The following is a 26,936-nucleotide window of genomic DNA, read 5'->3' on the forward strand; positions in this document are numbered from 1 at the left end:
CCTCGGACTTCCGCTACTATCGCCATCATGATGAACCTGCCCCATCTCTCCTTCCTGCGCTCCTTTGAAGCCGCCGCGCGACATCTGAGTTTCACCAGTGCCGCCGAAGAGCTGAACTGCACTCAGGCGGCAGTCAGTAATCATGTTCGCTCACTTGAGGATTTTCTACGTCGCCCCCTGTTTGTGCGACACCCACGGTCACTCTCTCTCACGGATGTCGGCACGGCCTATCTGCAATCCGTTCGCCACGCGCTACAAGAGATTGACCTGGCTACCCAATCACTGACCCTGCAGGTCCACAAACGTGAAGTCGTAGTCTCTTGCCCGGTCAGCCTGGCGGAAAGCTGGTTGGCAGAAGTGATAGGCTCTTTCCGGCGGGTTCATCCCGATATCGATCTAACCGTCCATGGCACAGTCTGGAATGATGTCGAAACCAATGTCTCCGATATTTCCATCATCGTAAGCCACGTGGATGACACCCCAGCTGATCTGCATCTTTTGTGGGAAGAGACGCTCACTCTGGTTTGCGCCCCGGACTATCGCCCAGACGGAGAATTGCTGACCAGGCCTGACCAGCTACATCACGCGGATCTCATCCACATCCTGGGGCGACCCATCTATTGGGGCCTGGCAGAAGAGGCGTTGGGCCTAAAAGGGTTAAACCTAAAGGGAGGGCTACGCACCAGCGGGCCCAGCTTGGCACTGGAACTCGCGGTGCAGGGGCTGGGGTGCATCATGCTTCCGCGCTCCGTCGTCCAACGATATCTGGAGCGCGGTCTTCTGATCGAACCCTTTGATCTGCAGATCAAAAGCCCCTGGTGTTACTTCACTCGTTGCAACGAAAAAACCGCGACCCCTTCGGTCAAAGCGTTTTTTGCCTGGATGCTGAAAGCGGCTGAGGCGGCCTAAGGGGACCACCCAGAACCCCCAGGGACCACTCCCCTTTGACTAACCGCGAAGACGCTCACCTTTTGGGTCAAAAACCGGTTCCTGCAGGATGCGCGCTTTGTGGGGTTTACCCAGAATAAAGACCTCAACCGCATCGCCCGGCTGCGCGATCTTTGGGTTCACAAAGCCCAGCGCCAGGGATTTACCGGTGCTGTAGCTGTATCCGCCTGAGGTAACCCGGCCCACGGATTGGCCATCCGCCAGGAAGACAGGCTCGCCGCCACTGGCATCCGCATCTTCGGTGACTTCAATTTCGAACATCGACAGCACTTCGCGGCAGGCTTTGTCCTTCACCTTGAGATAGGCTTCCTTGTGCAGGAAGTCCTTGTCGAGCTTGATCAGCCCTTCCAGGTCAACTTCCTGCGGGTAGTACTCCTGGCTGTATTCGCGGCCCCAGGAGCCATAGCCTTTCTCGATCCGCAAGCTGCCCAAGGCACGGCCGCCCACCGGGCCGCCGCCGTATTCCTTGGCGGCCCCGACTAGGGCACCATAGAGGCGCGGCTGGTCCTCTTCGGCGCAGTGCAGCTCCCAGCCCAGATCCCCGGTGAAGGAGACGCGCAGCGCCAGGCATTCGACCCCGACGACCTCGATCACGCGCGAACGCATGAAGCGGAAGGCCTCGTTGGAGAGGTCGGCATTGGTCAGGCGCTGCAGCATGTCGCGCGACTTGGGACCTGCCACATTGAAACCGGCGATCTGGTTGGTCGCCACCTCAAAAGTGGTGCCTTCCGGCAGCTCCACCATATTGAAGAACCGCTGGTGATAGCGCTCCGCCATACCAGAGCCGATCATCATGTATTTGTCGTCTTCAACCTTGGTGATGGTGAAATCACCGGCTACTCCGCCGCGAACCGAGATCAGCGGCGTCAGGCAGGAGCGACCCACTTCGGTGGGCACCCGGTTGGCCACCAGACGGTCCAGCCAGTCATGCGCGCCTGGCCCTTTGACCACATAATTGGCAAAGTTGGAGATATCGATCACGCCGACGCTCTCTCGCAGCATCTTGGCCTCACGGCCCACGGGCTCCCACCAGTTCTGGCGGGTGAAACCCACCGTTTCCTTGGTGCCGGGCCTTTCCGCGAACCACAGGGGATGCTCCCAGCCGCAGTTGAGGCCAAAGACGCCGCCCATCTCCTTTTGCATCTCATAGGCAGGGCGCACCCGTGCCGGGCGGCCGGCAGAACGTTCCTCATTCGGGAAGTGGATGGCAAAGCGGTGCTGATACTGATCGCGCACCCGCGCCTGAGTGAACTTCTTGTCCGCCCAGTCGCCAAAGCGCGCCAGATCCCAGGCGAACATGTCATATTGCGGCTCGCCCTCGATCATCCATTGCGCGGCCAGAAGGCCAAGCCCCCCGGATTGGGAGAAGCCAGGGATCAGCCCCCCGCAGAGGAAGTAGTTCTTCAGCTCAGGCACCGGTCCCCAGAGGGCTGAGCTGTCCGGCGACCAGATCATCGGCCCGTTGATCACCCGCTTGACGCCGGCAGTGGCCGCAACCGGAACCCTCTCGGTGGCGCGGATCACGTTTTCCATGATCCGGTCCAGGTCATCGGGGAACAGCTCATGGGCAAAGTCCAACGGGGTGCCCTCTTCGGCCCAGAACTTCATGTCCTTTTCATAGGCGCCGATCAGCAGCCCGTTGCCTTCCTGACGGAAGTAATACTCTCCGTCCCGGTCAGCGATCGAAGGCAGGCGGCGACCAAGGTTGGCAACCTCGTCAATGCTCTCGGTCACGAAATACTGATGCTCAGTGGGCTGCAGCGGCAGGGTGAGCCCCGCCAGCGCTGCCACTTCGCGGCCCCAGAGACCCGCCGCATTCACCACCCATTGGGTATGAATATCGCCCTTCTCAGTGCGAACGATCCAGGAGCCATCCGGCTGCTGATCGGTGCCGATCACCGGGCAGAAGCGTTCGATGGTGGCGCCCATGGCGCGGGCACCTGCAGCATAGGCATGGGGCACGCCAGAGGGATCCACATTGCCTCCATCCGGTTCATACATGATGCAGCGCACATCATCGAAATTCGCCAGCGGGTGCAACTCCTTGGCCTGCTCGCGGCTGATCTCGTGGAAGTTCAGCCCGTAGAAGCGCGCTTTGGCTTCCTGCAGGCGTAGCTGATGCTCGCGCTCTTCGGTTTGGGCCAGATAGAGCGACCCGGGCTGAAACACCCCGCAGCTCTGCTCCGTTTCCTTCTCCAGCTCCTTGTAGAGGTTCATAGTATAGTGCTGGATGCGGGTGATATTGTTGTTGTCGTGCAGCCCGTGAATGTTGGCCGCCGCGTGCCAGGTCGAACCAGAGGTCAGCTCATCCCGCTCGATCAGCATGACGTCGGTCCAGCCCAGTTTGGCCAGGTGATAGAGGATGGAGCATCCGGCGAGCCCGCCACCGATGACAACGGCTTGTGCGTGGGTTTTCATATTCGGCTTCCTTCTAACCACAGCCCCGAGCTGCAAAATTCCCAGGCCCACACTAGGAGCGGACTGCCTCCAAGACCTGCAAAATAAACCGGGGCATTGCGTCAAAAAATTCTATGCAAGATCGAACTGAGCCTGTCGCTCCTGCAGTAGTTTCGCCCCTGCTAGAATGCCCTTCAGGTGATCTTTCCCTTCTGCATCACCGGGGGAATGCCAAATGCGGCGCGGTAGACCCTGGAGAAATGTCCTGGGCTCTCGAATCCGCAGGCAAGCGCGATTTCGGTCACCGAAGATTCGCTCTGAATAAGTAAATTTCGGGCTCGTTCCAGGCGCATTTCCATGAAGTACTTCTTGGGCGAGGCATTCAGGTATTTGCCAAAGAGGCGCTCCAGCTGGCGTGTCGAAATGCCGATCTCTTCTGCAATCAGGGCGGGCGAAACCGGTTCGCTGATATGGTCCTGCATCATCTGAATCGCCCGGGCCAGATGGGCATTGCGCATGCCGTTGCGCGACTGCAAAGAGACCCGCTGTTCCGCCGTTGCATTGCGCACCGCATTGTAAACCATCTGATCCGAAACCGCGACTGAGAGGTCATAGCCATGCTGCGTTTCAATCAGATGCAGCATCAGATCCGCTGTTGCTGTCCCTCCGGAGGCGGTCATATGCTTCTCACTGGAGACAAAAACGCTGCGCACGAGATTCACATCCGGAAAGGTCTCCATAAAACTGTCGTGATATTCCCAATGGATCGCTGCCTGCATCCCTTCCAGAAACCCGGCTTCAGCAAGGACCCAGGCCCCCGAACACAGAGCTCCAATTTTGGTGCCACGCACGCGCTCTCGCCTCAATGCCGCCAATAGAGGCTTGGAGACGTGGTTCTTCATGTTTATTCCCGAAAGCACAAAGAGCTGTTCGCATTTCGGGATCGCATCAAAGCTGTAGTGCACCAACGTGACCGATCCGTTGGAACAGATCGCCTGCTCTCCGTTCGCTGACCCAAAGGACCATTGATAGAGGTCCTGCCCGCTCACCAGGTTTGCAATACGCAGAGGCTCCACCGCGCAGGAGAACGCAAGATGCGAGAACTCCTCGACTAGGAGAAATGCGAAATGCTGGGTTTCTGACATAGTCTGACCGGCTGGCAAATGGTGAATGGCTCGTCCGCTTTGCAAAGGCTGCGACCCTGTCAGGCCAAATCCTTAGCCATGAGCAGCAGAAAATGCCGACACATCGCAAAAGCGCTCTTTTGGGAGGACAGCAGAAATTTGCAATCTAGACAATCTGCTTTTTTCACCCGCATCGGTCCCAAAACGCAGATCCTTGACCATGCGTGGGGTCAGCGCCGCTACCCTATCACCGGCACTGGATGCCCTGCCTGATGGGTAATCTAGCGTCCAGATTGTGAGCAACCAAAGCACCTGAACGTCTCCAAAGATGTGATCAACGGGAGGGAGTAACGGATCCGTTGAAGGTGAAAGCTAATAGACCTGGTTCAACTCATCTGCGGCAGGGATCTCGCGCTCGCGCCGCGCGATATAGGCTAGCAGTTCCTCCTCCTTGGCCTGGTCAAGTTTTGGCTCCTGATATTCAGACAAGAGTTTCTTCGCATGGGTAAGGGCTCGTTCGGTGATTTCCACCCCCCCCTCTGCAACCCATTGTTCGATTGAATTATTGTCGAACATCTCGGGCATGAAAAAGGCCTGTTGGAAATTCTCCTGTGTATGTGGATGCCCCAGATAATGACCGCCTGGGCCGATATCCGGCACCGCTGAAATCGCCTGATCAAAATCCTCCCATTTGGGACCTTCCGCCATCCGGTAGGCCATCGCGCATTGTTCGGCGTCAACGATGAACTTTGCAACTGAACAATGCATCCCGGCCTCATTCCATCCTGCGGAATGCCAGATGTAATTTGCGCCTGCGTGCATCACAGATTGCAGCGTGGTTGCACTCTCGTAGCCGGCTTGGGCATCAAAGGTTTTGGCACCGCCCAGGGTATTAGAGGTTCTCCAGGGCACATCATAGAAGCGGGCCATCTGTCCGATCATGAAGTTCATCAGCGAAATCTCCGGCGTGCCCGCCATTGGGGCGCCAGACCGCATGCTGACAGTCGAAAGGTAATGCCCATAAATCGCTGGGGCTCCCTCGCGGATCACCTGGGTATAGGCCAGAGCGCTCAGCGCTTCGGCATTGAGCTGCGCCACTGTTGCTGGCACCGAAGCCGGGGTGTTCGCGCCACCCAATACGAAGGGCGAGCACAGAACCGGCTGATTGCGTCGGCAGAAGGCCCGCATTGCCCCCAACATGGTTTCATCCCAAACCAGCGGCGAGTTTCCATTGCAATTGCCAGTGGTCACTGGGTGATCCTCTAGGAAGTCCGCCCCAAACAGTATTGCACACATATCCAAGACATCCTCCGCGTTCTTGGGGCTAGTGGTCATCCCCATGAAGGTCTTGTCCGAATATTTCATCGAAGAATATGTGATGCGAAGATGGCGTTGACTGATGGGGTGGTCGTAGGGCTCCACGATGTGATGCGCAGAGGAATGCAGAGCCGGCATCATATGCGCCAATTTATGAAACATCGCGAGGTCTTCCAGCGTCGGATTGCGACGCTGATCCTCCAGGTCCCTCAGGAAGGGCGCACCGGTCATGGGCACAAAGATCGAATGCCTGCCGCCCAGGCGCAGGTTTTTTTCCGAGTCTCGCGCGTGATAGGTGAAATCACTGGGAATGGTTGCGATCAATTCTCGAACCAGGCCTCTGTCCAAGAAGACCAACATACCCTCAACTTTGGCTCCGATCCGCTTCCAATCCTCCAGCGCAATCGGATCTCGAAACTGGACCCCGGTGTTCTCCAGAATGTCCATGGAAGCTTGGTCGATCATCTCGACCTGGGCGCCATCCAGCACTTCGCACAGTGGCAAGTTCCGCGTAAGACCTGGCAACATTGTGAAATCAGGGGTGCGACGCAGAGCTCGACGCGCATGGCGACCACCGGCACGGCTACGGAACTGAGGGGCAGGCAAAGTCATTTAGGCGCTCTCCTTTTTCAAGGAGTGTTGCCAAATCCCAGCCTCTGCACCTGTAGGTTAGCGAAATTTGGTTGCAGAATCCGACACTCAGACGGGTGTGATGGGCAATTCACGCAAAGCAGCCCTATTTAGACCCGCTTTGCGCATTGGCGAAGGATCGCCAGGATCAGATGCCAGATTTGATCGCAGTCCAGGTGCGGCTCCGTTGACGCAGGGCTTTGGGCCCAAGGCTCTTATCCGGGAACAGACCATTCATGGTTTCAGCACTAGGATAGACGCCAGGATCGGCGAGAACCTCCGGCAAAATAGACTCGTCGGATTTTGCATTGGCATTTGCAAAGAAGACCGTGTTGGTCACTTCGGCAATCACCTCTGGCTGCAACATATGATCAATGAAACGGTAGGCTTCATCGGGATTGGGCGCGTCCACCGGGATGGCCATCAGGTCAATCCACATAAGCGTCCCCTCACGTGGAATGGCATAGGCAATCTCCACACCGTTCTCGGCTTCTATCGCGCGGGCCTGGGCCAGACCGGCATCACCGGAATACATCACCGCCAGGCACAGGTTGCCCGAAGGCAGGTCAACTGCGGCGCGTTGATTGCTGAAATAGGTCACATTCGGCGCCATTCCCGCAAGAAGCTCCTTGGCTTCCGCAAGTTCCGCCTTGGTTTCGGAATAGGGATCCTTACCCAGATAGTTCAGCGTCACCGATAGCATTTCCACCGGGGAATCAAGGACTGCCACACCACAGTTCTTCAGCTTGGAAGCATATTCAGGTTTGAACAAAAGATCCCAGCTATCGACAGGCAAGTCGCCCAACTGCTCTGAGATTTTGACAGGGTCATAGGCAAGGCCAATCGTGCCCCATGTATAGGGGACCCCCAATTGACGACCGCCAGGAACCTTATCCAATGCTGCAAGAATTTCCGGATCCAGATTACCGTAGTTCTGCAAACGCGAGGTATCTATCGGCAAAAGCGCACCGGCCTGCAGCTGGCGCTCTGCGTTGGAAGCCGCCGGGAAAACCACATCATAGCCTGATCCCCCTGCCAACATCTTGGTTTCCAGAACCTCATTGCTGTCAAAGTAGTCCAAGGTGACCTTGGTGCCAGAGGCTTCCTCGAACCCGGAAACACTGGTTTCGCCGAAATAGTCAGCCCAGTTATAGATCGAGAGCTCCGCTGCGGTAGCCGGAGCCGCCAATACCGCTGCAACAAGTGCAGCCTGGAGTGAGATAGCTGTTTTCATGTCTTATTTTCTCCCTTGGAGGGTATCAGCGGCGGCCTGAAGGACCAGAGGCATAGAGACAGAGCAGATCATTAACGAGGGTCGCCCCGGCAATCGCTGTGATCTCTGATACATCATAGGCTGGGGAAACTTCGACCAGGTCCATGCCCACCACATTGATCCCCGCAAGCGAGCGTATGATCTCTTGCGCTTGATAGGGGGAGAGCCCGCCAATCACCGGAGTGCCCGTTCCCGGAGCGGAAGCAGGTTCCAGCGCATCAATGTCGAAAGTGACATAGGTCTTGTTCTCCCCAACAATGGAGAGGATCTTCTCCGCCACCGCTGCAGGCCCCGTTTTGTGAACCTCAATGGCATCGATGATATTCATGCCCATCGGGTCAGGGTTGTGGGTACGGATCCCCACTTGTACTGAACGCGCCGGATCAACCAGACCTTCGCGGATCGCATGCCAAAGCATTGTGCCATGATCAATGCGCCCTTCTTCATCCGCCCAGGTGTCGGAATGGGCATCAAACTGGATCAGACTTAGGGGGCCGTGCTTTTCCACATGCGCCTTCAACAGCGGATAGGTGATGAAATGATCCCCACCGATAGAGAGCAACGCAGTATCCGTCGTCAGAACATCACGTGCAGCCTGCGCAATCTCTTCTGGCACCTTGTTCGGGTAGCCATAATCGAACTCGCAATCGCCATAGTCCACGATGCTCAGGGCCTCAAAGGGGTCGATCTCCCAGGGCCAGGGCCGAGACCAGGCGATATGACTGGAACCTGAGCGCACCGCCCTCGGTCCAAGCCGGGTTCCCGAACGGCTGGAGACCGCAAGATCAAAGGGCACCCCCATGATCGCGACATCTGCCCCGGATAAATCTCTGGTATAGCGCCGCCGCATAAAGCTGAGCGCTCCAGCATAGCTCGCCTCAGCGATAACTCCGCGATCACTGCTACGGGTAAAGGCGAGGTCCCCTTGTTCCGGATTCACGCTCGAAGATGTGGACATAAGGAAGCTCCCTGAATTGAGTATATTCAGTGAGCAGCTTGACCCCTTCCCCTATGCCCGTAAACTTGACCTTAGATATATATCTAAGGTTATAGAGTATGGCACAACTTCCTGAAGTTCCCAGCGCGGACTGGATTTCGGCCTCTGCCCAAATCATCCAACAATTGGGGCGCGATGATTTCCCAGAGGTGTTTCGAGCCCTACTTCAGACCTGCTGCCAATTCGAATCTATGATCCTGTCGCGGTTTTCGGGAACAAGCGCGCCCATTTGCCTCTATCAGGATCTGGATGAAATGCAGGCCGCCATCAGTGTGGAATTCTATGCCAGTGGCCCCTATCTTCTGGATCCACTTTACCAAGCCTGCCGCAACAACGCCGAACCTGGGGCCTACCGGCTGCTGGACCTCGCCCCGGAAACCTTTTTTCGCTCTGAGTATTACAAGACCTTTTATCGCAAGATCAGCATCAGCGACGAAATCGGTATCCTCATAAAGGAAGATCAGAACCGTTGGATTGTGATCTCGCTCGCCCGCTTTGCCCGGCAGCCAAAGTTCAAGCCTGAAGATGCACAGCGCCTCAACGCGGTTTTCACGCTCATTTCCTCGGCTGCGCTGAGGCATTGGGGAGAGGCGGTCACCTCTCAGGAAAAAGAAAACACAGCGGACTGGCAGCAACGCATGCAGACTTTTGGCAATGGCCGCCTCAGCCCGCGTGAAATGGAGGTTGTGCTGTTGGTTCTGCAGGGGCATTCCAGCCCTACCGCTGCGGCCTACCTGGGTATCACAGTTGGCACCGTCAAAGTGCATCGTCACCATGCCTATGCCAAGCTTGGCGTCGCCAGCCAAGCGGAACTTTTTGCCATGGCCACACGTCATTTAAGCAGCAGTCAATAAGAAGGATTGCCACCCACTCCTACGTTCGACCGGCACTATCTTCGCTTACGGGTCGCCAAAACACCAGAGTCCTGAATTATTTCAGAGACCAGATGCTCCTTGCGGTAGGCCATAACATGCACGCCCGAGACACCGGCAATATCTCGTATCTTCTGGATCAGTTCGACGCAGATTTTCTTGCCCTCCTGCCCTGGTTTCTCCGCCCTTTCCATCCGCTCAATCAGACTATCCGGGATTTGGATTCCCGGCACGTTCGAACGCATCCAACGCGCGGCCCGCGCCGAGGCAAGTGGGCCAACGCCCGCGAGAATATAGACCTTTTGGTCCAGACCCAGATCCCTGACCCGTTCCATGAAACGCTCAAACAAGGGGATGTCGTAGATATAGTTGGTTTGGATAAACTCAGCACCCGCCTCGATCTTCTTTGCAAGCCTTTGCGGCCTCCAATCATAGGGCGGAATGCAGGGGTTTTCGGCCGCCCCCAGGAACAGATGTGGCGGTTTGGTGATCTTGCGCCCAGAGAGGAATCTACCCTCATCCCGCATCGTTTTGATCGTCCGCAACAGCGAGATGGAATCAAAATCGAAAACCGGCTTGGCCCCGGGTTGGTCCCCTGCCCCGGTACCATCCCCTGTCAGACAGAGCACATTGCTAACCCCCATTGCGGCGGCCCCCAGGACATCGCCCTGAATGGCAATTCGGTTACGGTCCCGGCAGGAGATCTGGTAGACAGGTGAGTACCCCGCCCGGGTCAGCAGGGCACTGATCCCGATCGAAGACATATGGCAATTGGCACCCGATGCATCCGTCGCATTGATGGCGTCAGCCACCTCTCCCAGTGGCTGTGCTGCATCAAAAACATCGGCGGGATCCGCGCTATCGGGCGGGTTCAGCTCGGCGGTGATAGCAAAGCGGCCAGAGCGCAGAACCCGTTCCAGGCGACTATGGGAAACATGCCCTTCGGGTGGTGGGGCATAGGGTTGGGACGAATTGTGTTCCATCACTTCTCCCCCGTCTGCGCGCGCTCAGGTTCTTCTGCCAGGGGGGCGGTCGATGGCTCATTCCGCCGCGCATCGGGAAAGGCCTCTGCAATTGCTGTGCGCCGTTTTTCGCGGGCTGCGCGTAGCTGAGCGGCTTTCTCACGGCTGACTCGCAGCCATGAAGACGACCCTTGCAGGTTTCTCTCGACCGGTGGCAGAACAGAGGCGATCTGATCCCCATGTTTCATGCGAGAGGCGCCATCCCAGGCCAGAGCCCAGACGCATTTCATCTCTGGTTTCACTTCGCAAAACTCACCGGGTCGCACACCGCCGCAGGGGCCATTGCGCAACTGTTTGGGACAGTTCATGGGGCAGGACATCCCGGTCGAAGAGAGGACACATTGGCCGCACATCTGACAATCAAACAGCAGCGATTTGACGCCTTTTTCAACTACTGCAATCGGGCGCTCAACCCGATCATAGCCAATCTTGTTCAGCAGCGGATCCAGCGCGACCATGACCTGTTCAACGCGCTTGTAAATCCATTCAAAGCTTCGCGAGTGGCGTATAGCAAAAAGGCGAATTCGGTACATGGCGCTCCCTATTCCCGCTCTTCTGCAGAAGCTTGTGCCATCCGAAGGGGGGCCTTGGGTGCCTCAGCTATCTGCTGTTTTGATATTACACCCAATATCTTGAGGTACAGGAGCTAAGCGCAGGTTTTCCCTATCCCCGTGTCACGAAGGACACGGGGATAGCTTAATTCCATGTGAGGCGACCGTTTTCGCACGGTCACCGGGCAATCAGTCTTCGAATTACAATCTCATGCCAGTTTCACCCCGCGCGATCCAGCTCAATCCGCGAGATAGCGGGATTGGCAGCTGCTCGCGAGAGCTATTAACAGGCAATTTCGGGGGTAAACCTAAGTGATAGGCAAGACATACCCCCATCCAGCTTAGCGGCCTCTGTATTGCCGACCTTGCGCACATTATATCCAGCCTCAACCAGACGCGCCTCTGTTTCCGGGAAACCATCCGGCATGATCACCAGCTCATTGAAGCGGATTGCATTGGCGCAGGCTTCTTCGCCTTCTGCTGTCAGGATGACCTCATAACCTTCAAAACAGCCAGACTTTGCCAGGCGTTCAGTCGAAAGAATGGTGTTTTCGTCCAGCAAAGAGCAATCCGTCTTGAAATGAAGAACGCCTTCTGGGGTTTTCAACTCGCGCACAGTGTAGCCCCAAGGAGTCACGATCTGGCGCAACTCTTCAATGCCCGTGCTATCAGTTCGGGCCGAGGTCCCCACCAGGATCTCGCGCTCGGTTACCAGAATGTCGCCACCATCAATAAAGCCGGGTCCCTCGACTGTCTGAACGCTGCCGTAGATCTGTGCCAGAATCGGGGCCATAGCTTCTGCTTCGCGCAACCTGCTTGGTGCGCCTGGACGCATGGCAATTGCCCCCTCGGGCAAGCAAAGAGCAGCGTCCTCTACAAAGACGGAATCTGGAAATTCTTCCAACGCCTCAAGTGTCACCACCTCAGCCCCGGTAGCTTTGAGGGCAAGGACATAGTCCGCATGGTGCTGCTCAAAGAGGGCAAGGTCTGGCGTACCAGTATCAACAGCGCGCAGCCCTTCGATCACGGCTTTGCAGGGTTTGCGCGTGACCGCATGGCTGAATGTATAAGAACGAGCAGACAAGGTTTACTCCATCGGGTTGGTGAGTGAAAACAACGAGCACATTCTTTTTATACATTTGTATAATTTTGACAAGGCAGACAAAAGCATGGCTAGGAAAACCGGTCGAACACCCGCATATTCGGCAAGAACCGGACCTGGGAGAATGTTGCATGAAGATCGCCACCGCCGCCTACCCTCTAGATTGGCTCGATAGTTGGGCACAATATGAGGACAAGATCGCCAGCTGGGTCTCCACCGCAGCAACCCAGGGCGCTGACCTCTTGGTGTTTCCAGAATATGGCGCGATGGAGCTGTCCACCCTCTCAGGCAAAGAGGTCGCCATGGATTTACAGGCCTCAATCCATGCAACCTCTGAGCGGATGGAAGCAGCAGCCGAACTGCACCTCAAGTTGGCGGCAGAATATCGCGTTCATATCCTCGGCGCATCGGCCCCCATCGAGGCAGAGTATGCCCTGCCTGTAAATCGGGCCGAGTTCTACAGCCCAACCGGCCAACGTGGACATCAAGACAAACAGATCATGACCGTGTTCGAACGCAACCCATGGCATATCGGCTCAGGTGGCCCGTTGAAGATCTTTGACACAGCGCTTGGCAAAATTGGTGTATTGATCTGCTATGACAGCGAGTTCCCTCTGCTGGGGCGCGCCCTGGCAGAAGTCGATGTCATTCTCGTGCCTTCCTGCACCGAAGCCCTATCCGGATATTGGCGCGTCCGCATCGGGGCAATGGCCCGCGCTTTGGAAGGACAATGCGTGACCGTGATGTCCTCGATCGTCGGACCCGCGGATTGGTCAGAGGCCGTCGACATGAATACCGGCACCGGCGGTATCTTTGCGCCACCTGATCTGGGCTTCCCTGCCACTGGGGTGCTGAGCGAGGGGGAAATGCAAAATCCCGGGTGGACCTATGCAGAGGTTGACCTGAACAGCATTGTCCAGGTGCGCAAAGCCGGGGCTGTGCGCAACCGCAGCCATTGGCCGGAACAGGAGAGAGAGGCAAAAACACCGACAATTCACCCCATGCGGTGATTGCACCCTTGAAAAATTGGGAAAATGCGCTCATTTAGGCCCCGTGTCCCGCCATCGAGCGGGGTAAAGCAACGATGGAGAAAACATGGCCAAGGAAGATACGCTCGAATTCCCCGGTGTCGTGAAGGAACTCCTGCCCAATGCGACGTTTCGGGTCGAGCTGGAAAACGGCCATGAAATCATCGCTCATACGGCAGGCAAGATGCGTAAAAACCGCATCCGCGTTCTGGCAGGCGACCGGGTCCAGGTGGAAATGACCCCCTATGACCTCACCAAAGGCCGGATCAATTATCGCTTCAAATGAGCAGGTGATTCGTTTCGCAGACAAAGCCCGGCCAAGCAGCCGGGCTTTTGTTGTTTTGCGGCCCTTCGGCCGCTGCCTCCGGCGGAAATATCTTTGCAAAGGTGATGCTCGCAGCTGCTCTTTCCTGCGCTCCCATTCCCGCCTATGACAGAGATAAAGTGAAGAAGGGCCGAAAAATGGCATTCATTCTGGGATCAGGCAGCCCAAGGCGGTTGGAACTTTTGGCACAGCTGGGCATCAAACCGGACCGGGTCAGCCCGCCGGATATTGATGAGACCCCTCAAAAAGGGGAGCTACCGCGCGACTATTGCACCAGGGTAACCCGCGAAAAAGTCGCCGCTATTCCTGCTGACCCGCAAGATATCGTTCTATGCGCAGATACCACTGTCGCGCTGGGGCGGCGCATTTTGGGCAAACCAGAGAATGCTGCCGAAGCCGCCGAGTTCCTGTTGGCGCTATCCGGTCGACGCCATAGAGTCATAACCGCCGTCGCTGTCGCACATGAGGGACAGATCCGGACCAAGGTTGTGGTCAGCCAGGTCAAGATGAAACCGCTTTCCGATGAAGAGCTGAATGCCTATTTGGCGACTGGCGACTGGCAGGGAAAGGCAGGCGCCTATGCGATCCAGGGTCCGGCCGGGGCCTTTGTCCCATGGATCAGTGGCTCTTTTACCGGCATTGTCGGTCTTCCCCTTGCTGAAACCGCAAATCTACTCCGGGCCACCGGCCTGCCGCTTTATCAGGAGACTGCCGCATGAAAGGCCGCACGATCATTCTCGACCATATCCAGGGGCGCGAAGCCGCAGCCTTGATGGTGGATGGCAAGCTAGAGGATTTCCTGATCGATGGGGACGCCCCTCTACCAGGAACCATCTACCGCGCCAAGGCAGACCGCCCGGTCAAGGGTCAGGGTGGCATGTTCCTGAGCACCCCGGACGGACCCGCTTTTTTGCGCCAGGTAAAAGGCCTCGCTCCGGGACAAATGCTTCTGGTTCAGGTCACTGGTTACGCTGAACCCGGCAAAGCAATTCCCGTCACACAGAAACTTCTGTTCAAGAGCCGCTATGCCATCGCCACCCCGGGTGCGCCTGGGCTGAACATTTCGCGCTCTATCCGCGATGAGGATGAGCGCGACAGACTGCTGGAAATCGCCCATGAGTGCCTGGGCGATGCTGAACAGAGCATGATCCTGCGTTCTGCCTGCTCCGGCGCCCCTTCCGAGGACATTGCAGAAGACATCGCCGCAATGGCCAATCTCGCCGCGGAAATCATGTCAGATGAGATCGGGGAGCCAGAGGTTTTGACAGAAGGCGACGGCCCTCATCTGCGCGCATGGCGGGACTGGGTTGAGCCCGCTGCAATCGAGCAAGAACCCGGCGGGTTCGAGCGCAACGGCGTACTCGATGCACTCGACATTGCCTTGTCCAGCCGCGAGCCTCTTTCTGGCGGAGCTTTCATCTTTGTCGAACCAACCCGGGCCCTAGTAGCGGTGGATGTAAACACCGGCAAAGACACCTCCTTGGCCGCAGGCCTAAAGGCCAATCTGGCCTGCGCCAGAGCACTCCCGCGGGCACTGCGCAATCGTGGCCTTGCCGGTCAAATCGTGATCGACCTTGCACCGATGCCAAAGAAAGAACGTCGATCTTTTGAAAGCGCTTTGCGCGGGGCCCTCAAAGCCGAAGGTGACGATACGGTCATGCTGGGCTGGACCAACCTTGGGCATTTCGAGTTGCAGCGAAAACGTAGCCGAATCCCGCTGACTGAGGTGCTTTCATGAGTTGCCCAATCTGTGATGCCGAAAGCCAGAAAGCCTATCGCCCATTTTGCTCAAAACGTTGTGCCGATCTCGATCTGGCGAAATGGCTAAACGGCAGCTACACGCTGCCAAGCCAAGACCCCGAAGACCTTGAAAAGGCTCTGGAAGCTACGGAAGAGGCTCTTGGACAAGGCAAAAACACTCAGACTTTGAAGCATTAGTATTTTCTTTGAAAAAGCCTCTGGACACCGTCGCACTGACAGCATAGAAGGCCCTCACCCAAGGCGAACAGCCTTCCCGTGCCCGGGTAGCTCAGGGGTAGAGCAGTGGATTGAAAATCCTCGTGTCGGTGGTTCGATTCCGCCCCCGGGCACCATCTAACTCCCTGAATAAACTTCACTTATTTAGATCCTTATTGTTGAGCGATCACTTCTTGAGTTGTTGGATTACACTGGGGTTACGCAGCGAATGGCTTTCATGGTTGTGTACCTTTCAGCAGCATAGGCCGCTTCTCAACCATAAACGACTGCATGCCTATCTAATTCCAATGCTCGTTTTCGAGGAAAGGCTCAGTCAGAAGTTTTCGTAGGTGGCAATCAAACCAACTTTGTTTGTTTCTCCTTGAACCGAAATTCCTGTCACCAAGCGACGTGTGAAAGGACAGTTCATGGGACAGCAAGGCCAACTTCTTACGGTGAAGGACCTCTGCAATCGGTTGAAGCGATCACGGGCGAGCATTTACCGTGACATTAAGGCAGGTATATTGGCGAAACCCCTAAAAACTGGAGGATCTTCGCGCTGGATCGAAGCTGATATTCAGGACTACGTCGACCGTGCGCTTGCTGCACGGTCAACATAGTCTTCCATATCAAATAGGGTGTTCGAAAGCCGACGTCATAACCAGACTTCGGCTTTTCTCTATTGTGAAAAGAAAGCTGCGAGGCGGGTGGCCCTTCGCCGATCGATCAGAGCTTGTCGGGAAGATTTGAAAGCTTTTCCAGCATTCCATCAACCAACGTTTCTCATCGAGCTCCTGATCAAACAAATCATCGAAACTCGTGTCGTTAGCTAGGTTCCAGACTCATTGATTTACAGCCAGAACAAGACCGTGGCTGCAAGTGCTATGGCTGATAGGAACACCTTTGGGCATCTGTCATAGCGGGTGGCGACACGACGCCAGTCCTTCAGGCGTCCGAACATGATCTCGATCCGGTTGCGTCGTTTGTAGCGCCGCTTGTCATATCGGATGGTTTTGTCGCGTGACTTCCGCCCTAGAATGCAGGGCTTGATCCCCTTATCTACAAGGGCTTCGCGGAACCAGTCCGCGTCATAACCGCGGTCTCCCAACAGCCAATCGGCTGATGGCAGGCTGCTGACCAAAGCCCTGGCTCCGGTGTAGTCGCTGATTTGACCGGCCGTCATAAAGAAGCGGATCGGACGACCGTTGGTGTCAGTGACCGCATGCAGCTTGGTGTTAATCTCCCCCTTTGTTCGGCCAATCAGCCTGCCACGCCCCCCTTTTTAACCGCAGGCTGGAAGCCGTGCGGTGAGCCTTGAGGTAAGTGGCATCAATCATGATGGTCTTGTGATCAGCGGCTTCCGCCTCCAACCCTTCCATGATCCGAGCAAACACGCCCATGTCGCTCCACCGTTTCCAGCGATTGTAGAGTGTCTTGGGCGGACCATATTCCCTTGGTGCATCGCTCCAACGCAAGCCATTGCGATTGATGAAGATAATGCCACTCAGAACACGCCTATCATCGACGCGTGGCTTGCCATGGCTCTTCGGAAAGTATGGCCGGAGCCGCGCCATCTGCTCGTCAGTCAGCCAGAAAAGATTGCTCATCACGCCCCCTAAAGTTTGGGAGCTTGAATCAAGATCGCGCGGAGACCGCAACCAAATCAATGGGTCCAGAGCCTAATCCTGCCGCGTCGTCGATTGACCGGCTTTGGCATTGAGTTCAGAATCTCGAGAGTATCTTGAAGAAAACCCACATAAGCCAATTGGACAATTTGGATCAAACGAGGCCCCTTTCGGGGCCTTCTTTATTCGCAGCCCAATAGCTCGGCTTTCTGCTTACGTGGCATTCACCGATCAATGCTGGGTGTTCGCCCCATCGTCGTGTAGGGGGCTGTCTCTCAATGCGATCATACTTTGCGGCATTCGCGCCGTGTGGTAGTGAGCAGCCTCATCGGCAATCGTCGCACCTTGTCCCTGCAGAACTTCAACCTGACGAAGCTTCGATACAAACTCTTCGGGTTTCTCTCGTTTCCCAGCCATCGCTGATCCTCCAATTTGTGGGACAATCTACCCAGTTGGTGGACCACTTTCAGGGGGCTACTCCAGGCGTATTGGATTGTCCGATGAGGAGATGCAAAACCTGTCTGATGATTTCCTTTATGATCGGATGGTGCACGTTGTAATGGACGGATCTGTAGAATGGTCGCTCAAGTTAGTGGTTGCGGCTGTAGATGATGAGGTCGGGGATCCTACGGTACCTTGGCTGGAAGAAAGAACCGAACTTTTGCTGGGTCGCATCCAAATCAATCTACCTGATGCCCAAGCTGGAAGCCTGCGCAGGGTGTTTGATCCCGCGCAGATGCCTCAAGGGGTAGATGCGCCTCTGGACCAGGGCTTTGAACTGCGTAGCGTGGCCTATGCGGAGTCCTATCACCAACGCGGTCTCTGAAACGGTGGCGGTGCGCTGGCTTTTCCTATGTAGCGATTTTCCTCAGGGGATTGGATAGTTACAGATTTCCGAGTCTCAGTCTGGTGCACAAAATAAAATAGGACTTGTAAATACCTATTATATAAAACATGTATGTGGTACTCAAATATGGAGCGATTCTAGTGGAAGATTCGACGCGACTGAGGCCTTGTTTATTTGATATCACCCCAGCCGAAATCGGCCGGGTTGTTGAACAGTTCTATGCCAGCGTCCGTTCGGACAAGGTGCTGGGCCCGGTCTTTAATGCTGCGATCGAGGATTGGCCGGCGCATGAGGCAAAAATTGCATCTTTTTGGCGTGGGGCAATCCTTCGAGAGCCCGGCTATGGCGGCAATCCGATGCAAGTCCACTTGGCCAATTCTGCAATCAAACCCGCGCATTTTTCACAGTGGCTAGCCCTGTTTCGAGCGACGCTTCAACGCGAACTTAGACCAGAAACAGCCGCTGCATTTTTCCAATTGGCTGATCGCATCGGCAAGGGAATGTGTTCCGGTATCGAGAACTCTCGCAGACCCGGAGGCTCGCCACCGATACTCACCTGAATGACCGCAGAATAGGTCCGAGAGCGACCTGACCTCACCACTAACCATGAGAGACGGTAATGACTGCAAGCGTCTACAGTAAAGCCCGCATTATCCAGGGCGACTCCAGGCTGATTGTGCTGCGCTGGTTGACTGCCGGATGGCAGGATCTACGTGCGAACTTAGCGTTTTCTCTGTGTTACGGGACGGCGCTGGTCGTGGCAGGCTGGGTCATCATCTGGCTACTTTCTGCGACAGATACAGGTTGGATGCTACTGCCTCTATTGGCAGGTGGCGTTTTGGTGGCCCCCCTTGCAACAATTGGCCTGTATTCAATTTCGCGCGGCCGGAAAGGTGTGGCTTCAAAAGGGCAGATTGCGCTTGTTGGCGGGGTTCTAATGATCTTTGCCCTGACGTGGATACGTGCTGCCACGGTTCTTTTTGCCATTGCTTTTGGCCTACGACCCTTTGCGGGTTTTACAGAGACGCTGGAGCTTCTTTTCAGCACGCATCAGGGGTGGAGTTTAGTAATCGTCGGGTCACTGACTGGGGGGCTCTTTGCTGCCCTTGGCTTTGCGATCTCTGCTTTTTCGTTACCGATGCTTGTCGACCGAGAAATCGACGGGTTTTCTGCCATGGGGCTTAGTTTCAACGCCACTACTCACAACTTTTGGCTGAGCCTCTGGTGGGGAGGCACCATCACCTTTTTGACCGCTGCGGGCATTCTTACAGGATTGTTGGGACTCGCGGTTGTCTTTCCTCTGCTTGGCTATGCAACCTGGCACGCCTATGCGGATCTGTTTCATGGAGATGCATAAATGACTGACATGCTTCCAAAAAATGCTGTGCACTACGCAACTTCGCGTTTCACGCATGAAACCCTGCCTGACAAACTGCGCAAAGACCACAGCACCAAAGCCGGAGTCTGGGGGCTGTTGGTTGTCCAAAGTGGAGAGCTTTTGTTACGGCGTGAGGATAAAGAAGATTTTGTTATCACCGCTGGCGAAGTCGCAGTCTTTGCGCCGCAGGAGGTACATTCCATCGAGGCGATGGACAACGTGGAGTTCGAAGTCCAGTTTCACCGGCAGGAGGCTCCAGATGCAGCGTAATCTGTCCATCGAAGACCTTGTAATCTTTTCGGCCCTATTCTTCGTCCTCATGGCTGGCTTGGCAATTTTAGGCTGGGGTGTTCCCATAGCCTATGTGATGCATGGCTGGTTAATCGCCGCCGCTGCGGGCTGGGGGCTGCTCTGGATGCTGGGCCGAGCTTGTGGTGGGGCCGTCAAGATACCGCTGGAATACAATGATCGGGTTATCCGGTTCGGAATAATTGCGGCTCTTATCTGGGGCATCATCGGCTTTACGGTTGGAGATATTCTGGCGTGGCAACTGGCCTTTCCGTCGTTAAACGGTGACATGTCCTGGTCCAACTTTGGGCGGCTCAGACCCGTACACACCTCTGGTGTTATCTTTGGCTTTGGTGGCAATGCTCTGATTGCCACGTCTTTCTTTGTGGTTCAGCGCACTTCACGTGCGCGTCTGGCCAGTGAGACGCTGCCCTGGGTCATTTTTTGGGGTTACAATCTGTTCATGGTGATCTCTGCTTCTGGCTACCTCTCCGGGATCACCCAATCCAAAGAATATGCAGAGCCAGAGTGGTATGCGGATCTCTTGTTGTTGATCGTTTGGATTGGGTACCTCACCCTTTACCTGCGAACTCTGGCGAAGCGGGCAGAGCCCCATATCTATGTAGCAAACTGGTATTACCTAGCCTTTATTGTCGTCATTGCGATGTTGCATGTGGTGAACAATCTCGCGGTCCCTGTTTCTATTGCATATCCAAAGAGCTACTCTCTCTTTGCCGGTACCCAGGATGCAATGACCCAATGGTGGTACGGTCACAATGCAGTGGGCTTTTTGCTGACGGCTGGCTTCCTCGGTATGCTTTATTACTTCCTGCCCAAAGCAGTGAACCGGCCAGTCTATTCCTATCGGATGTCCATTGTCGGCTTTTGGGGGATAACCTTTCTCTATCTTTGGGCCGGAGCGCATCACCTGCACTACACCGCTCTGCCGGATTGGGTGCAGTACCTGGGCATGACCATGTCAATCATCCTTTTGGTGCCAAGCTGGGCCTCGGTCTTCAACGGCATTCTCACCCTGAACGGCGCTTGGGATAAGGTGAGAACGGATCCCGCAGTACGCTTCATGATGGTGGCGATCCTGTTCTATGGCCTGTCAACCTTCGAAGGCTCTTTCATGGCGATCCGACCGGTGAATTCTCTTAGCCATTACACCGATTGGACCGTCGGCCATGTCCATGCTGGGGCCTTGGGTTGGGTCGCTTTCATTACCTTTGGCACGATGTATAAATTGGTGCCTTGGGTCTGGAAGCGCGAGGGCGTCTACTCGCTGAAACTGGAGGCCTGGCACTTCTGGCTCGCCCTCATCGGTACGTTAATTTACGTCGGCGCGATGTGGAACAGTGGCATCACCCAATCACTGATGTGGCAGACCTATGATGCAGATGGCGCTTTCCTCTATTCCTTTCTCGATAGTGTAGTGGAAATGCATCCCTACTATGTTGCGCGCGCGATTGGCGGGCTGCTCTATCTGATTGGCGCCTGTATCGGCGTCTACAACATCTACATGACCGTGAGCGGCCCCGAAAAAGTCAAAACCCAGCAAGCCGAGCCATTGGCCTCGCAACCTGCGGAGTAGCACGTCATGAGCACGCATCATCAGAAACTTGAACGCCACTCGCTGGGCTTTGCCATGACAATCCTCGTGGTGGCTTCGATTGGAGGGCTTGTGGAAATTGCCCCGTTGTTCACCATTGAGAACACCGTGGAGAAGGTAGAGGGCATGCGCCCCTATACACCGCTAGAGCTGGCCGGGCGCGATATCTATGTGCGCGAAGGCTGCTATGCCTGCCACAGCCAGATGATCCGCACGCTTCGATCTGATGTCGAACGCTATGGCCACTACAGTCTAGCAGCTGAAAGCATGTATGATCACCCGTTTCAATGGGGGTCAAAACGCACCGGGCCAGATTTGGCAAGGATCGGCGGAAAATACTCTGACGCTTGGCATGTGGCGCATCTGGAAGCCCCGCGGGAGCTTGTCGAGGGCTCAATTATGCCCGGCTATGCCTTCTTATCGGAGGCACGGCTCGCCACCGGTCATCTACCAGCGTCACTTAAAGCGCTGAGCCGGGCAGGTGTGCCTTACACGAAAGCCCAGATCGAAAATGCGGAAAAGGATGCGGCCCGGCAGGCGGATTTTGAACAGAACTACGAAGGCGAGTTGCAGGACAGTTATGGGGACAATGTGCAGGTGCGCGATTTTGATGGTGCACCTGGACGCCTGACCGAGATGGATGCCCTTGTGGCCTACCTTCAAATGCTCGGCACCCTTGCTGATCTCGAAACACTGAACCCTCAGGAGAGCTCCCGATGACACATGATGCAGTGTTGGTTTTCTCAAAAACCTGGGGAGCAATCTATCTGATGACCGTGTTTTTGGCGGCTGTGTTCTGGGTCTATTGGCCCTCGCGGCGGCAGATCTATGACGATGCAGCGCAATCTCCGCTGGACGGGCGGGAGGAACAGCCATGGCGTTAAAGGAAAAGGACCCGGTCTCAGGAACCAACCTGACAGGGCATGAGTGGGACGGCATCACAGAATTGGACACCCCGGTACCCTGGGCGGCACGCTGGGCGCTGTGGGGAAGCATTGCCATCGCGGCTGGGTATTGGGTTTTTTATCCGTCCTTCCCTACGGTGACCGACTATGCAAAAGGGATCTTGGGTTATTCCTCGCGTTTGGAAGTCGTGTCTTCACTGAAAGAGGCTGAAGCTGAGAGGAGGCAAACTTTTGCTCCTTTTCAGTCGGGAGATATCGCGTCCTTGGCCAAAGATCCCTCGCTTGAGGCACGCTATGGAGCGGCCATTTCCAAGCTTTACGAGGACAATTGTGCAGCTTGCCACACAGCAGAGCTGACCGGCCAGGAGGGCTTCCCAAACCTGACCGACAATCATTGGCTCTGGTCAGGAACGCCAGAGGAGATTGAGTATACGATCCGCTATGGCATCAATGCCACGCATGACGAAACCCGTATGGCTCAGATGTTGGCTTTTGGTGCTGATGAGATGTTGGAAAAACCGCAAGTCACAGAAGTGGTCGAGTTTGTGCTGGCCCTTTCTGGGCAGGACCATGATGCGCTGGCAGTAGAGGCGGGTGAGGTCGTCTTTGAAGAAAACTGCGCCGCTTGCCACGGTGATGATGGTCGTGGCGGCTATGAAAACGGGGCCCCGGACCTGGGAGACGACCAGTGGATCTACGGTGGTACCCGTAATGATATCTATCATAGCGTCTATTACGGCAGGCAGGGTGTCATGTCGGCCTGGGAAGGTCGCCTGGATGATCCCCAAATCCGAATGTTGACTCTGTATCTTTTGTGGAGTGCCGAAGATGCCCCAAGCTGAGGAAGACCCGAAATTTCGGCGGAACATGTACCTGTTGATACTTTTCCTTTTGGTTGGCTACATTGGGTTCAAAGCTTGGCACCTGTCGGTTGCTTTTGAAGCTTGGGGCAGCCAGCCGTTACCAGGTGAAGTTGTTGGTGCAGCAAAGTAGGGGAAATCTACGTAAGGAGAGAGCGCAAAGGACTGGCGGCCTTCGCTCTGTAGGCTGTTAGGCAACGCCTTTGTTGATCTCCAAGGCGCGGAGCAAATTCCGCATTCCTCCATTGCCGCTCAGCACATCGTGCAAAGTCTTACTGTCCAAAGTGGTAAAGAACATCTCCTGCGCCTCGTTCAAAATCGGAAGCAAGCCGCAGGCAGGCGTCATCACACAACATCCTCCATCTTCCTTCATACACTCGACCAGTGGTGTGCCACGTTCAGATTTACGCAAAAGCCCACCGATTGAAATGGCCTCTGGCGGCAGGGCCAAACGCATCCCACCGTTTCGACCGCGCAGGGATTCAACATAGCCCTCATGCGTGAGCCACTGGGAAATCTTGGCAAGATGATTGAAAGGCAATTTCTGCATCTGAGCAATCTCACGTGTCGACATCAAGCCGTCCTCATGGGTGGCCAGGTGAATCAGGATGCGTAGGGCGTAGTCTGAGAACTTGGAAATCTGCATACTTCTCTCTTCTCACAAAAAACACGTATTGGAAATACGTATTTTATTGACAGGTTTTAGGACTCGCAATAATAGGCAAATAAAATACCTATTATGGAGATGGCACATGCAGCCAGTTGTTCTTTTGATTTCGCTGATACTGATGGCCCTGCTGTCGACTATCTTCTTCCTGGCGGCGAGGGCATCGCGTGGGCCAGGACCCGGACCCAAAGCCAATGCTAAACGAACAGGGCTAATCTGGGCTCTTACAATCCTTGGGGTGATCGTCTCGGTTGGGTCTCTCCGCAACTGGCCACATGCGCTAGCCAGCACCAGCGACGCATTAGAGGTAAATGTCAGCGGTGGTCAGTGGTGGTGGGACATCGACACCACAGAAATTCCGCTCGGCAAGCCTGTCAATTTCAACGTGACAACCGAAGACGTCACCCACGGTATGGGAATCTATAACCAAGATTTGACCTTGCTAACGCAGGTGCAGGCGATCCCCGGATACACCACTCAAATCACCTACACCTTCACGGAACCAGGCAACTACCAAGTCCTGTGCATGGAGTTCTGCGGAGTGGCGCATCACGACATGGTCAACGAATTCGAAGTTGTAGTGGTGGAGGAATAAATGAGCATAGCAATAGAACCCGGCGCGGGAGCCCCCGTTGTAACGGTACCCCAGGCTGGCGCGATCAAAGTCACGATGATCCTCTCTGGTGCGGTCTTCATGCTGATGATGGTCTTTGGCCTGATCATGCGGGCGGCCCAGGGCCAGTGGATAGAGCTGGACCCGGCCCTGTTTTACCAGATTTTGACGGCACATGGCGCTGGCATGGTTGGCACAGCAGCGCTCTCTGGCGCGGCTATCCTATGGTACTTCAGTGGTCGCCATGTGGTGCTGACTGTTGGTATTTTTTGGGCCTTTCTTGGCCTGTTCCTAGTGGGTGTCGTCTTGATCCTTGGCGCTATCTTTGTCGGTGGTTTTGGGGGTGCTTGGACCTTCCTGTTCCCGCTCCCCGCCCTGTCCGGCGGCGCGTGGGAGGCAGAGGCTGCGGCAGCCTTCATGCTGGGGTATGTGGCAATTGGAGTTGGCTTCTTGCTCTACTATCTGGAGCTTGGCCGACAGATCCACGCTCGCTATGGCAGCTTAGTGCGTGCGCTGGGATGGAACCTGATCCTTGGTCGCGAGGATGACAACCCGCCACCGCCAACAATCGTAGCCGCCGCTGCCGTTACCATTTTTAACTCGATCGGCATCATCTTGGGCGCAGCGGTTCTGGTCGCAAGCCTCGTGCATCTCTTGGTGCCAGGGTTTGAGGTCAATGCGCTTCTGGCCAAGAACCTGATATATTTCTTTGGCCATGTTTTCATCAATGCCTCGATCTACATGGCGGTGACTGCAGTTTACGAGATCTTGCCGGAGTACACAGGCAGGCCCTGGAAATCGAACCGGGTGTTTGCACTTGCTTGGAACGCGGTGTTGATCTTTGTGATGGCTGTCTATTGGCACCACCTGCTTCAAGACGTGGTGATGCCGCCTTGGATGCTTGTCGTGGGACAGCTTGTTTCCTACTTCAGCGGCATTCCCCTAATCGCGGTCACGGCCTTCTCCACCTTTCTCTATGTGCGCGGGTCAAAAATGACTTGGGACCTGACCTCTTCTCTGTTGGTCTTGTCAGTGGCTGGCTGGTCTGTGGGATCCATTCCGGCATCCATCGACGGGATGATCAGCGTCAACAAAGTGATGCATAACACCATGTGGGTGCCCGGCCATTTTCATACCTATCTGCTTCTGGGCGAGGTCGCTATGGCCTTTGGCTTTATGGCCTGGTTGGTGCGTGGCAAGACCATCTCCGAGATGGGAACCTTGGACCAGGCTGCCTTTGGCACTTATCTGGCGGGCGCAGCCGGGTTTGTCGCAGTGTTTCTGTTCTCTGGCGCAGCTTCGATCCCACGCCGTTGGGCCGTGCACTACGAACAATGGCTGACCCACGACCGTATCGGTACTTTGTTTGGCGTGCTTGTTGTGCTGGCAACACTGGTTTTTGTAGTGCGGTTTGTTGTCGGTTTAGGGCGGAACGACGGCTGATGTTGATCAGGTTCCTCCCCTCTATTCTCGCCGCTGCATTAGGCGGCGGGATCTTGTGGCAAACCACGGATGGGGCCCAGGCCTTCACCAGTGAGGCGGCCAGACGGCTGGATGTTGTACGTGCGCCTCGTCCGGTTCCTGATCTTATGCTGGAGGATATGAATGGCCGTCAGGTACCTTTGCTACCGCAAAAAGGTGAGGTGGTATTGGTTGAGTTCATCTACACGGTCTGTGGGGACATTTGCCAGATTGCGGCTACGGATTTTGCGGGTATCCGTGATCAGCTGCACGCGCGAGGGGAAAACGTGAGGCTCATTTCTGTGAGTTTTGACCCCACGCGCGACACGCCAGAACAAATGGCCATCTACGGAGACGCCCATGAAGCGGATGGCTCAAATTGGACCATAGCCCGACCAGAACCGGGTGCATTAGAGATTCTTCTGGATCTGTTTGATGTTGTTGTCATTCCAGACGAATGGGGGGGCTTTCAGCACAACGCTGCAATCCACGTGATTTCTACAAAAGGCGAGTTTTCCGCGGTCTATGACACCGATGCGGTAGCGGCAGTGCTTGCACATTTTGACCGGAGGCGGTCATGAAGATGATAGGGCTTACCGTCCTCGCAATTACTGAGGCCGTCGCTTTGCGGGTAGGAACGATTGAAAGCCCGATCCAGCATGTGCTTGTGCAGATGCCGCTATTGGTCTTGGCGGGAATAGTGGCGGCCCATGATCTGAGGGTCCGGCAGGATTGGGCTATTCCGCTTCTCTTATTGGCGTTAACTACCTTTTTGTTCTGGATGTTGCCGCGCAATGTGGATTGGGCCCTGACCCCAGCCGGAGAATTGTCCAAATACATCTCACTGCCTTTGCTATTGGGTTTGCCTCTGCGCCTTTGCTGGCCTTGGCTTGGGCCAATTTTGCGAGGCTTCTTGAAAGCTAACGCCCTTTCGATGCTAGGGGTTCTTGGCTTCCTCTATACCCATGCCCCGATCAGGATATGCAATTCCTATTTGGTCTCCGCTCAACAGAATCTGGGCTTTGCCTTTCTCTATCTCGCTGCCGTTTTGGCCTGCATCTGGGCTTTTCCGGTTTTGTTTGGATACCCGCGTTGGCTGCCTGATGCCGCCACCGGGTGCATAAAATACGGAGCATGA

At 55.6% G+C, this 26,936-nt stretch carries 31 protein-coding genes and 1 tRNA gene; 21 read left to right on the forward strand and 11 right to left on the reverse strand.

What is annotated here, in order from left to right:
- Positions 1–27: 27 nt before the first annotated feature.
- Positions 28–909 carry a LysR substrate-binding domain-containing protein gene (locus RSK20926_RS06260; protein ID WP_008205172.1) on the forward strand — a complete coding sequence of 294 codons (882 nt, stop codon included), beginning with the start codon at positions 28–30 and terminating at the stop codon, positions 907–909.
- A gap of 39 nt (positions 910–948) precedes the next feature.
- On the opposite strand, the gene RSK20926_RS06265 is transcribed toward RSK20926_RS06260, so the two are convergent.
- The 5 genes from RSK20926_RS06265 to speB all read right to left on the reverse strand — a co-directional run bounded on the left by RSK20926_RS06265 (position 949) and on the right by speB (position 8,647).
- Positions 949–3,366: a GcvT family protein gene (locus RSK20926_RS06265; RefSeq protein ID WP_008205174.1), complete on the reverse strand. Its 2,418-nt coding sequence runs from the start codon at positions 3,364–3,366 to the stop codon at positions 949–951.
- A 173-nt stretch (positions 3,367–3,539) separates the two neighbouring features.
- Positions 3,540–4,490, reverse strand: coding sequence for a GlxA family transcriptional regulator (locus RSK20926_RS06270; RefSeq protein ID WP_008205175.1), 951 nt, complete (start codon positions 4,488–4,490; stop codon positions 3,540–3,542).
- A gap of 351 nt (positions 4,491–4,841) precedes the next feature.
- Entirely contained in the window at positions 4,842–6,398 is a 1,557-nt protein-coding gene (locus tag RSK20926_RS06275) for a trimethylamine methyltransferase family protein (protein WP_037254070.1), read from the reverse strand.
- A gap of 166 nt (positions 6,399–6,564) precedes the next feature.
- Positions 6,565–7,650, reverse strand: coding sequence for a polyamine ABC transporter substrate-binding protein (locus tag RSK20926_RS06280; RefSeq protein WP_008205178.1), 1,086 nt, complete (start codon positions 7,648–7,650; stop codon positions 6,565–6,567).
- A gap of 25 nt (positions 7,651–7,675) precedes the next feature.
- Entirely contained in the window at positions 7,676–8,647 is a 972-nt protein-coding gene (gene speB / locus RSK20926_RS06285; RefSeq protein ID WP_008205179.1) for an agmatinase, read from the reverse strand.
- A gap of 98 nt (positions 8,648–8,745) precedes the next feature.
- Between speB and RSK20926_RS06290 the strand changes: the two genes are divergently transcribed.
- On the forward strand, positions 8,746–9,540 hold the full coding sequence (locus tag RSK20926_RS06290) for a response regulator transcription factor (protein WP_008205180.1): 795 nt from the start codon (positions 8,746–8,748) through the stop codon (positions 9,538–9,540).
- 35 nt (positions 9,541–9,575) lie between these two features.
- Here RSK20926_RS06290 and RSK20926_RS06295 read toward each other — a convergent pair whose 3' ends face one another.
- From RSK20926_RS06295 to RSK20926_RS06305, 3 genes are all read right to left on the reverse strand, one after another.
- The gene (locus RSK20926_RS06295) at positions 9,576–10,541 is read right to left on the reverse strand and encodes a methylenetetrahydrofolate reductase (protein WP_008205181.1); all 966 of its coding nucleotides are present in this window, start codon (positions 10,539–10,541) and stop codon (positions 9,576–9,578) included.
- Positions 10,541–11,113, reverse strand: a complete 573-nt coding sequence (locus RSK20926_RS06300) for a methylenetetrahydrofolate reductase C-terminal domain-containing protein (RefSeq protein ID WP_008205182.1) — start codon at positions 11,111–11,113, stop codon at positions 10,541–10,543. Before RSK20926_RS06300 ends, RSK20926_RS06295 begins: the two co-directional genes overlap by 1 nt.
- A 301-nt stretch (positions 11,114–11,414) precedes the next feature.
- Positions 11,415–12,215 (reverse strand): dimethylarginine dimethylaminohydrolase family protein, encoded by an 801-nt coding sequence (locus tag RSK20926_RS06305; protein WP_008205184.1) that lies wholly within the window; start codon positions 12,213–12,215, stop codon positions 11,415–11,417.
- A gap of 149 nt (positions 12,216–12,364) precedes the next feature.
- Between RSK20926_RS06305 and RSK20926_RS06310 the strand changes: the two genes are divergently transcribed.
- The 7 genes from RSK20926_RS06310 (at position 12,365) to RSK20926_RS22395 (ending at position 16,162) form a co-directional block, all read left to right on the forward strand.
- Positions 12,365–13,243 (forward strand): carbon-nitrogen hydrolase family protein, encoded by an 879-nt coding sequence (locus tag RSK20926_RS06310; protein ID WP_008205185.1) that lies wholly within the window; start codon positions 12,365–12,367, stop codon positions 13,241–13,243.
- A gap of 85 nt (positions 13,244–13,328) precedes the next feature.
- The gene (gene infA / locus RSK20926_RS06315) at positions 13,329–13,547 is read left to right on the forward strand and encodes a translation initiation factor IF-1 (protein WP_005620785.1); all 219 of its coding nucleotides are present in this window, start codon (positions 13,329–13,331) and stop codon (positions 13,545–13,547) included.
- Between the two features lie 176 nt (positions 13,548–13,723).
- Complete coding sequence (locus RSK20926_RS06320) at positions 13,724–14,305, forward strand: Maf family protein (protein WP_037254185.1); 582 nt, start codon at positions 13,724–13,726, stop codon at positions 14,303–14,305.
- The gene (locus RSK20926_RS06325; RefSeq protein WP_008205191.1) at positions 14,302–15,324 is read left to right on the forward strand and encodes a ribonuclease E/G; all 1,023 of its coding nucleotides are present in this window, start codon (positions 14,302–14,304) and stop codon (positions 15,322–15,324) included. Before RSK20926_RS06320 ends, RSK20926_RS06325 begins: the two co-directional genes overlap by 4 nt.
- Positions 15,321–15,524 (forward strand): DNA gyrase inhibitor YacG, encoded by a 204-nt coding sequence (locus RSK20926_RS06330; protein ID WP_008205193.1) that lies wholly within the window; start codon positions 15,321–15,323, stop codon positions 15,522–15,524. The genes RSK20926_RS06325 and RSK20926_RS06330 overlap by 4 nt, the downstream gene beginning before the upstream one ends.
- Before the next feature lie 80 nt (positions 15,525–15,604).
- Positions 15,605–15,679 (forward strand) — tRNA-Phe (locus RSK20926_RS06335).
- A gap of 291 nt (positions 15,680–15,970) precedes the next feature.
- Entirely contained in the window at positions 15,971–16,162 is a 192-nt protein-coding gene (locus tag RSK20926_RS22395) for a helix-turn-helix transcriptional regulator (protein WP_083805743.1), read from the forward strand.
- A 230-nt stretch (positions 16,163–16,392) separates the two neighbouring features.
- On the opposite strand, the gene RSK20926_RS22400 is transcribed toward RSK20926_RS22395, so the two are convergent.
- Both RSK20926_RS22400 and RSK20926_RS22020 read right to left on the reverse strand, forming a co-directional pair.
- Positions 16,393–17,149 (reverse strand): IS5 family transposase gene (locus RSK20926_RS22400; RefSeq protein ID WP_085979701.1). Its coding sequence is split into 2 segments (ribosomal slippage): positions 16,393–16,825 and positions 16,824–17,149, totalling 759 coding nucleotides; the frame shifts between segments, so codons are not numbered across the junction.
- Between the two features lie 249 nt (positions 17,150–17,398).
- Positions 17,399–17,584, reverse strand: coding sequence for a hypothetical protein (locus RSK20926_RS22020; RefSeq protein ID WP_008205196.1), 186 nt, complete (start codon positions 17,582–17,584; stop codon positions 17,399–17,401).
- A 76-nt stretch (positions 17,585–17,660) separates the two neighbouring features.
- Here RSK20926_RS22020 and RSK20926_RS06355 point away from each other — a divergent pair, with 76 nt between their 5' ends.
- The 8 genes from RSK20926_RS06355 to ccoP all read left to right on the forward strand — a co-directional run bounded on the left by RSK20926_RS06355 (position 17,661) and on the right by ccoP (position 23,039).
- The gene (locus RSK20926_RS06355; RefSeq protein WP_157133056.1) at positions 17,661–17,993 is read left to right on the forward strand and encodes a hypothetical protein; all 333 of its coding nucleotides are present in this window, start codon (positions 17,661–17,663) and stop codon (positions 17,991–17,993) included.
- 128 nt (positions 17,994–18,121) lie between these two features.
- Positions 18,122–18,574, forward strand: a complete 453-nt coding sequence (locus RSK20926_RS06360; protein WP_008205198.1) for a group III truncated hemoglobin — start codon at positions 18,122–18,124, stop codon at positions 18,572–18,574.
- 59 nt (positions 18,575–18,633) lie between these two features.
- A complete protein-coding gene (locus tag RSK20926_RS06365) occupies positions 18,634–19,371 on the forward strand; it encodes a DUF2189 domain-containing protein (protein ID WP_008205199.1) in 738 nt (245 codons plus the stop codon).
- The gene (locus tag RSK20926_RS06370; protein WP_008205200.1) at positions 19,372–19,662 is read left to right on the forward strand and encodes a DUF1971 domain-containing protein; all 291 of its coding nucleotides are present in this window, start codon (positions 19,372–19,374) and stop codon (positions 19,660–19,662) included. It begins immediately after the preceding gene.
- Entirely contained in the window at positions 19,652–21,274 is a 1,623-nt protein-coding gene (ccoN, locus tag RSK20926_RS06375; RefSeq protein WP_008205201.1) for a cytochrome-c oxidase, cbb3-type subunit I, read from the forward strand. The genes RSK20926_RS06370 and ccoN overlap by 11 nt, the downstream gene beginning before the upstream one ends.
- Positions 21,275–21,280: 6 nt before the next feature.
- Entirely contained in the window at positions 21,281–22,012 is a 732-nt protein-coding gene (ccoO, locus tag RSK20926_RS06380) for a cytochrome-c oxidase, cbb3-type subunit II (RefSeq protein ID WP_008205202.1), read from the forward strand.
- Positions 22,009–22,176, forward strand: a complete 168-nt coding sequence (locus tag RSK20926_RS06385; RefSeq protein ID WP_008205203.1) for a cbb3-type cytochrome c oxidase subunit 3 — start codon at positions 22,009–22,011, stop codon at positions 22,174–22,176. The genes ccoO and RSK20926_RS06385 overlap by 4 nt, the downstream gene beginning before the upstream one ends.
- The gene (gene ccoP, locus RSK20926_RS06390; protein ID WP_008205204.1) at positions 22,167–23,039 is read left to right on the forward strand and encodes a cytochrome-c oxidase, cbb3-type subunit III; all 873 of its coding nucleotides are present in this window, start codon (positions 22,167–22,169) and stop codon (positions 23,037–23,039) included. The genes RSK20926_RS06385 and ccoP overlap by 10 nt, the downstream gene beginning before the upstream one ends.
- Positions 23,040–23,247: 208 nt before the next feature.
- Here the strand turns inward: ccoP and RSK20926_RS06395 are convergent, their stop codons facing one another.
- The gene (locus RSK20926_RS06395) at positions 23,248–23,703 is read right to left on the reverse strand and encodes an RrF2 family transcriptional regulator (protein ID WP_008205206.1); all 456 of its coding nucleotides are present in this window, start codon (positions 23,701–23,703) and stop codon (positions 23,248–23,250) included.
- Between the two features lie 106 nt (positions 23,704–23,809).
- Between RSK20926_RS06395 and RSK20926_RS06400 the strand changes: the two genes are divergently transcribed.
- Genes RSK20926_RS06400 through RSK20926_RS06415 form a run of 4 tightly spaced genes read left to right on the forward strand, consistent with a single transcriptional unit; the run spans position 23,810 to position 26,936 of the window.
- Positions 23,810–24,319 (forward strand): cytochrome c oxidase subunit I, encoded by a 510-nt coding sequence (locus RSK20926_RS06400; RefSeq protein WP_037254082.1) that lies wholly within the window; start codon positions 23,810–23,812, stop codon positions 24,317–24,319.
- Positions 24,320–25,780, forward strand: a complete 1,461-nt coding sequence (locus tag RSK20926_RS06405) for a cbb3-type cytochrome c oxidase subunit I (protein ID WP_008205210.1) — start codon at positions 24,320–24,322, stop codon at positions 25,778–25,780. It abuts the gene before it with no gap.
- On the forward strand, positions 25,780–26,379 hold the full coding sequence (locus RSK20926_RS06410) for an SCO family protein (RefSeq protein ID WP_008205211.1): 600 nt from the start codon (positions 25,780–25,782) through the stop codon (positions 26,377–26,379). Before RSK20926_RS06405 ends, RSK20926_RS06410 begins: the two co-directional genes overlap by 1 nt.
- On the forward strand, positions 26,376–26,936 hold the full coding sequence (locus tag RSK20926_RS06415) for a hypothetical protein (RefSeq protein ID WP_008205214.1): 561 nt from the start codon (positions 26,376–26,378) through the stop codon (positions 26,934–26,936). Before RSK20926_RS06410 ends, RSK20926_RS06415 begins: the two co-directional genes overlap by 4 nt.

It is taken from the genome of Roseobacter sp. SK209-2-6 (assembly GCF_000169455.1).
GTDB lineage: Bacteria > Pseudomonadota > Alphaproteobacteria > Rhodobacterales > Rhodobacteraceae > Pseudophaeobacter.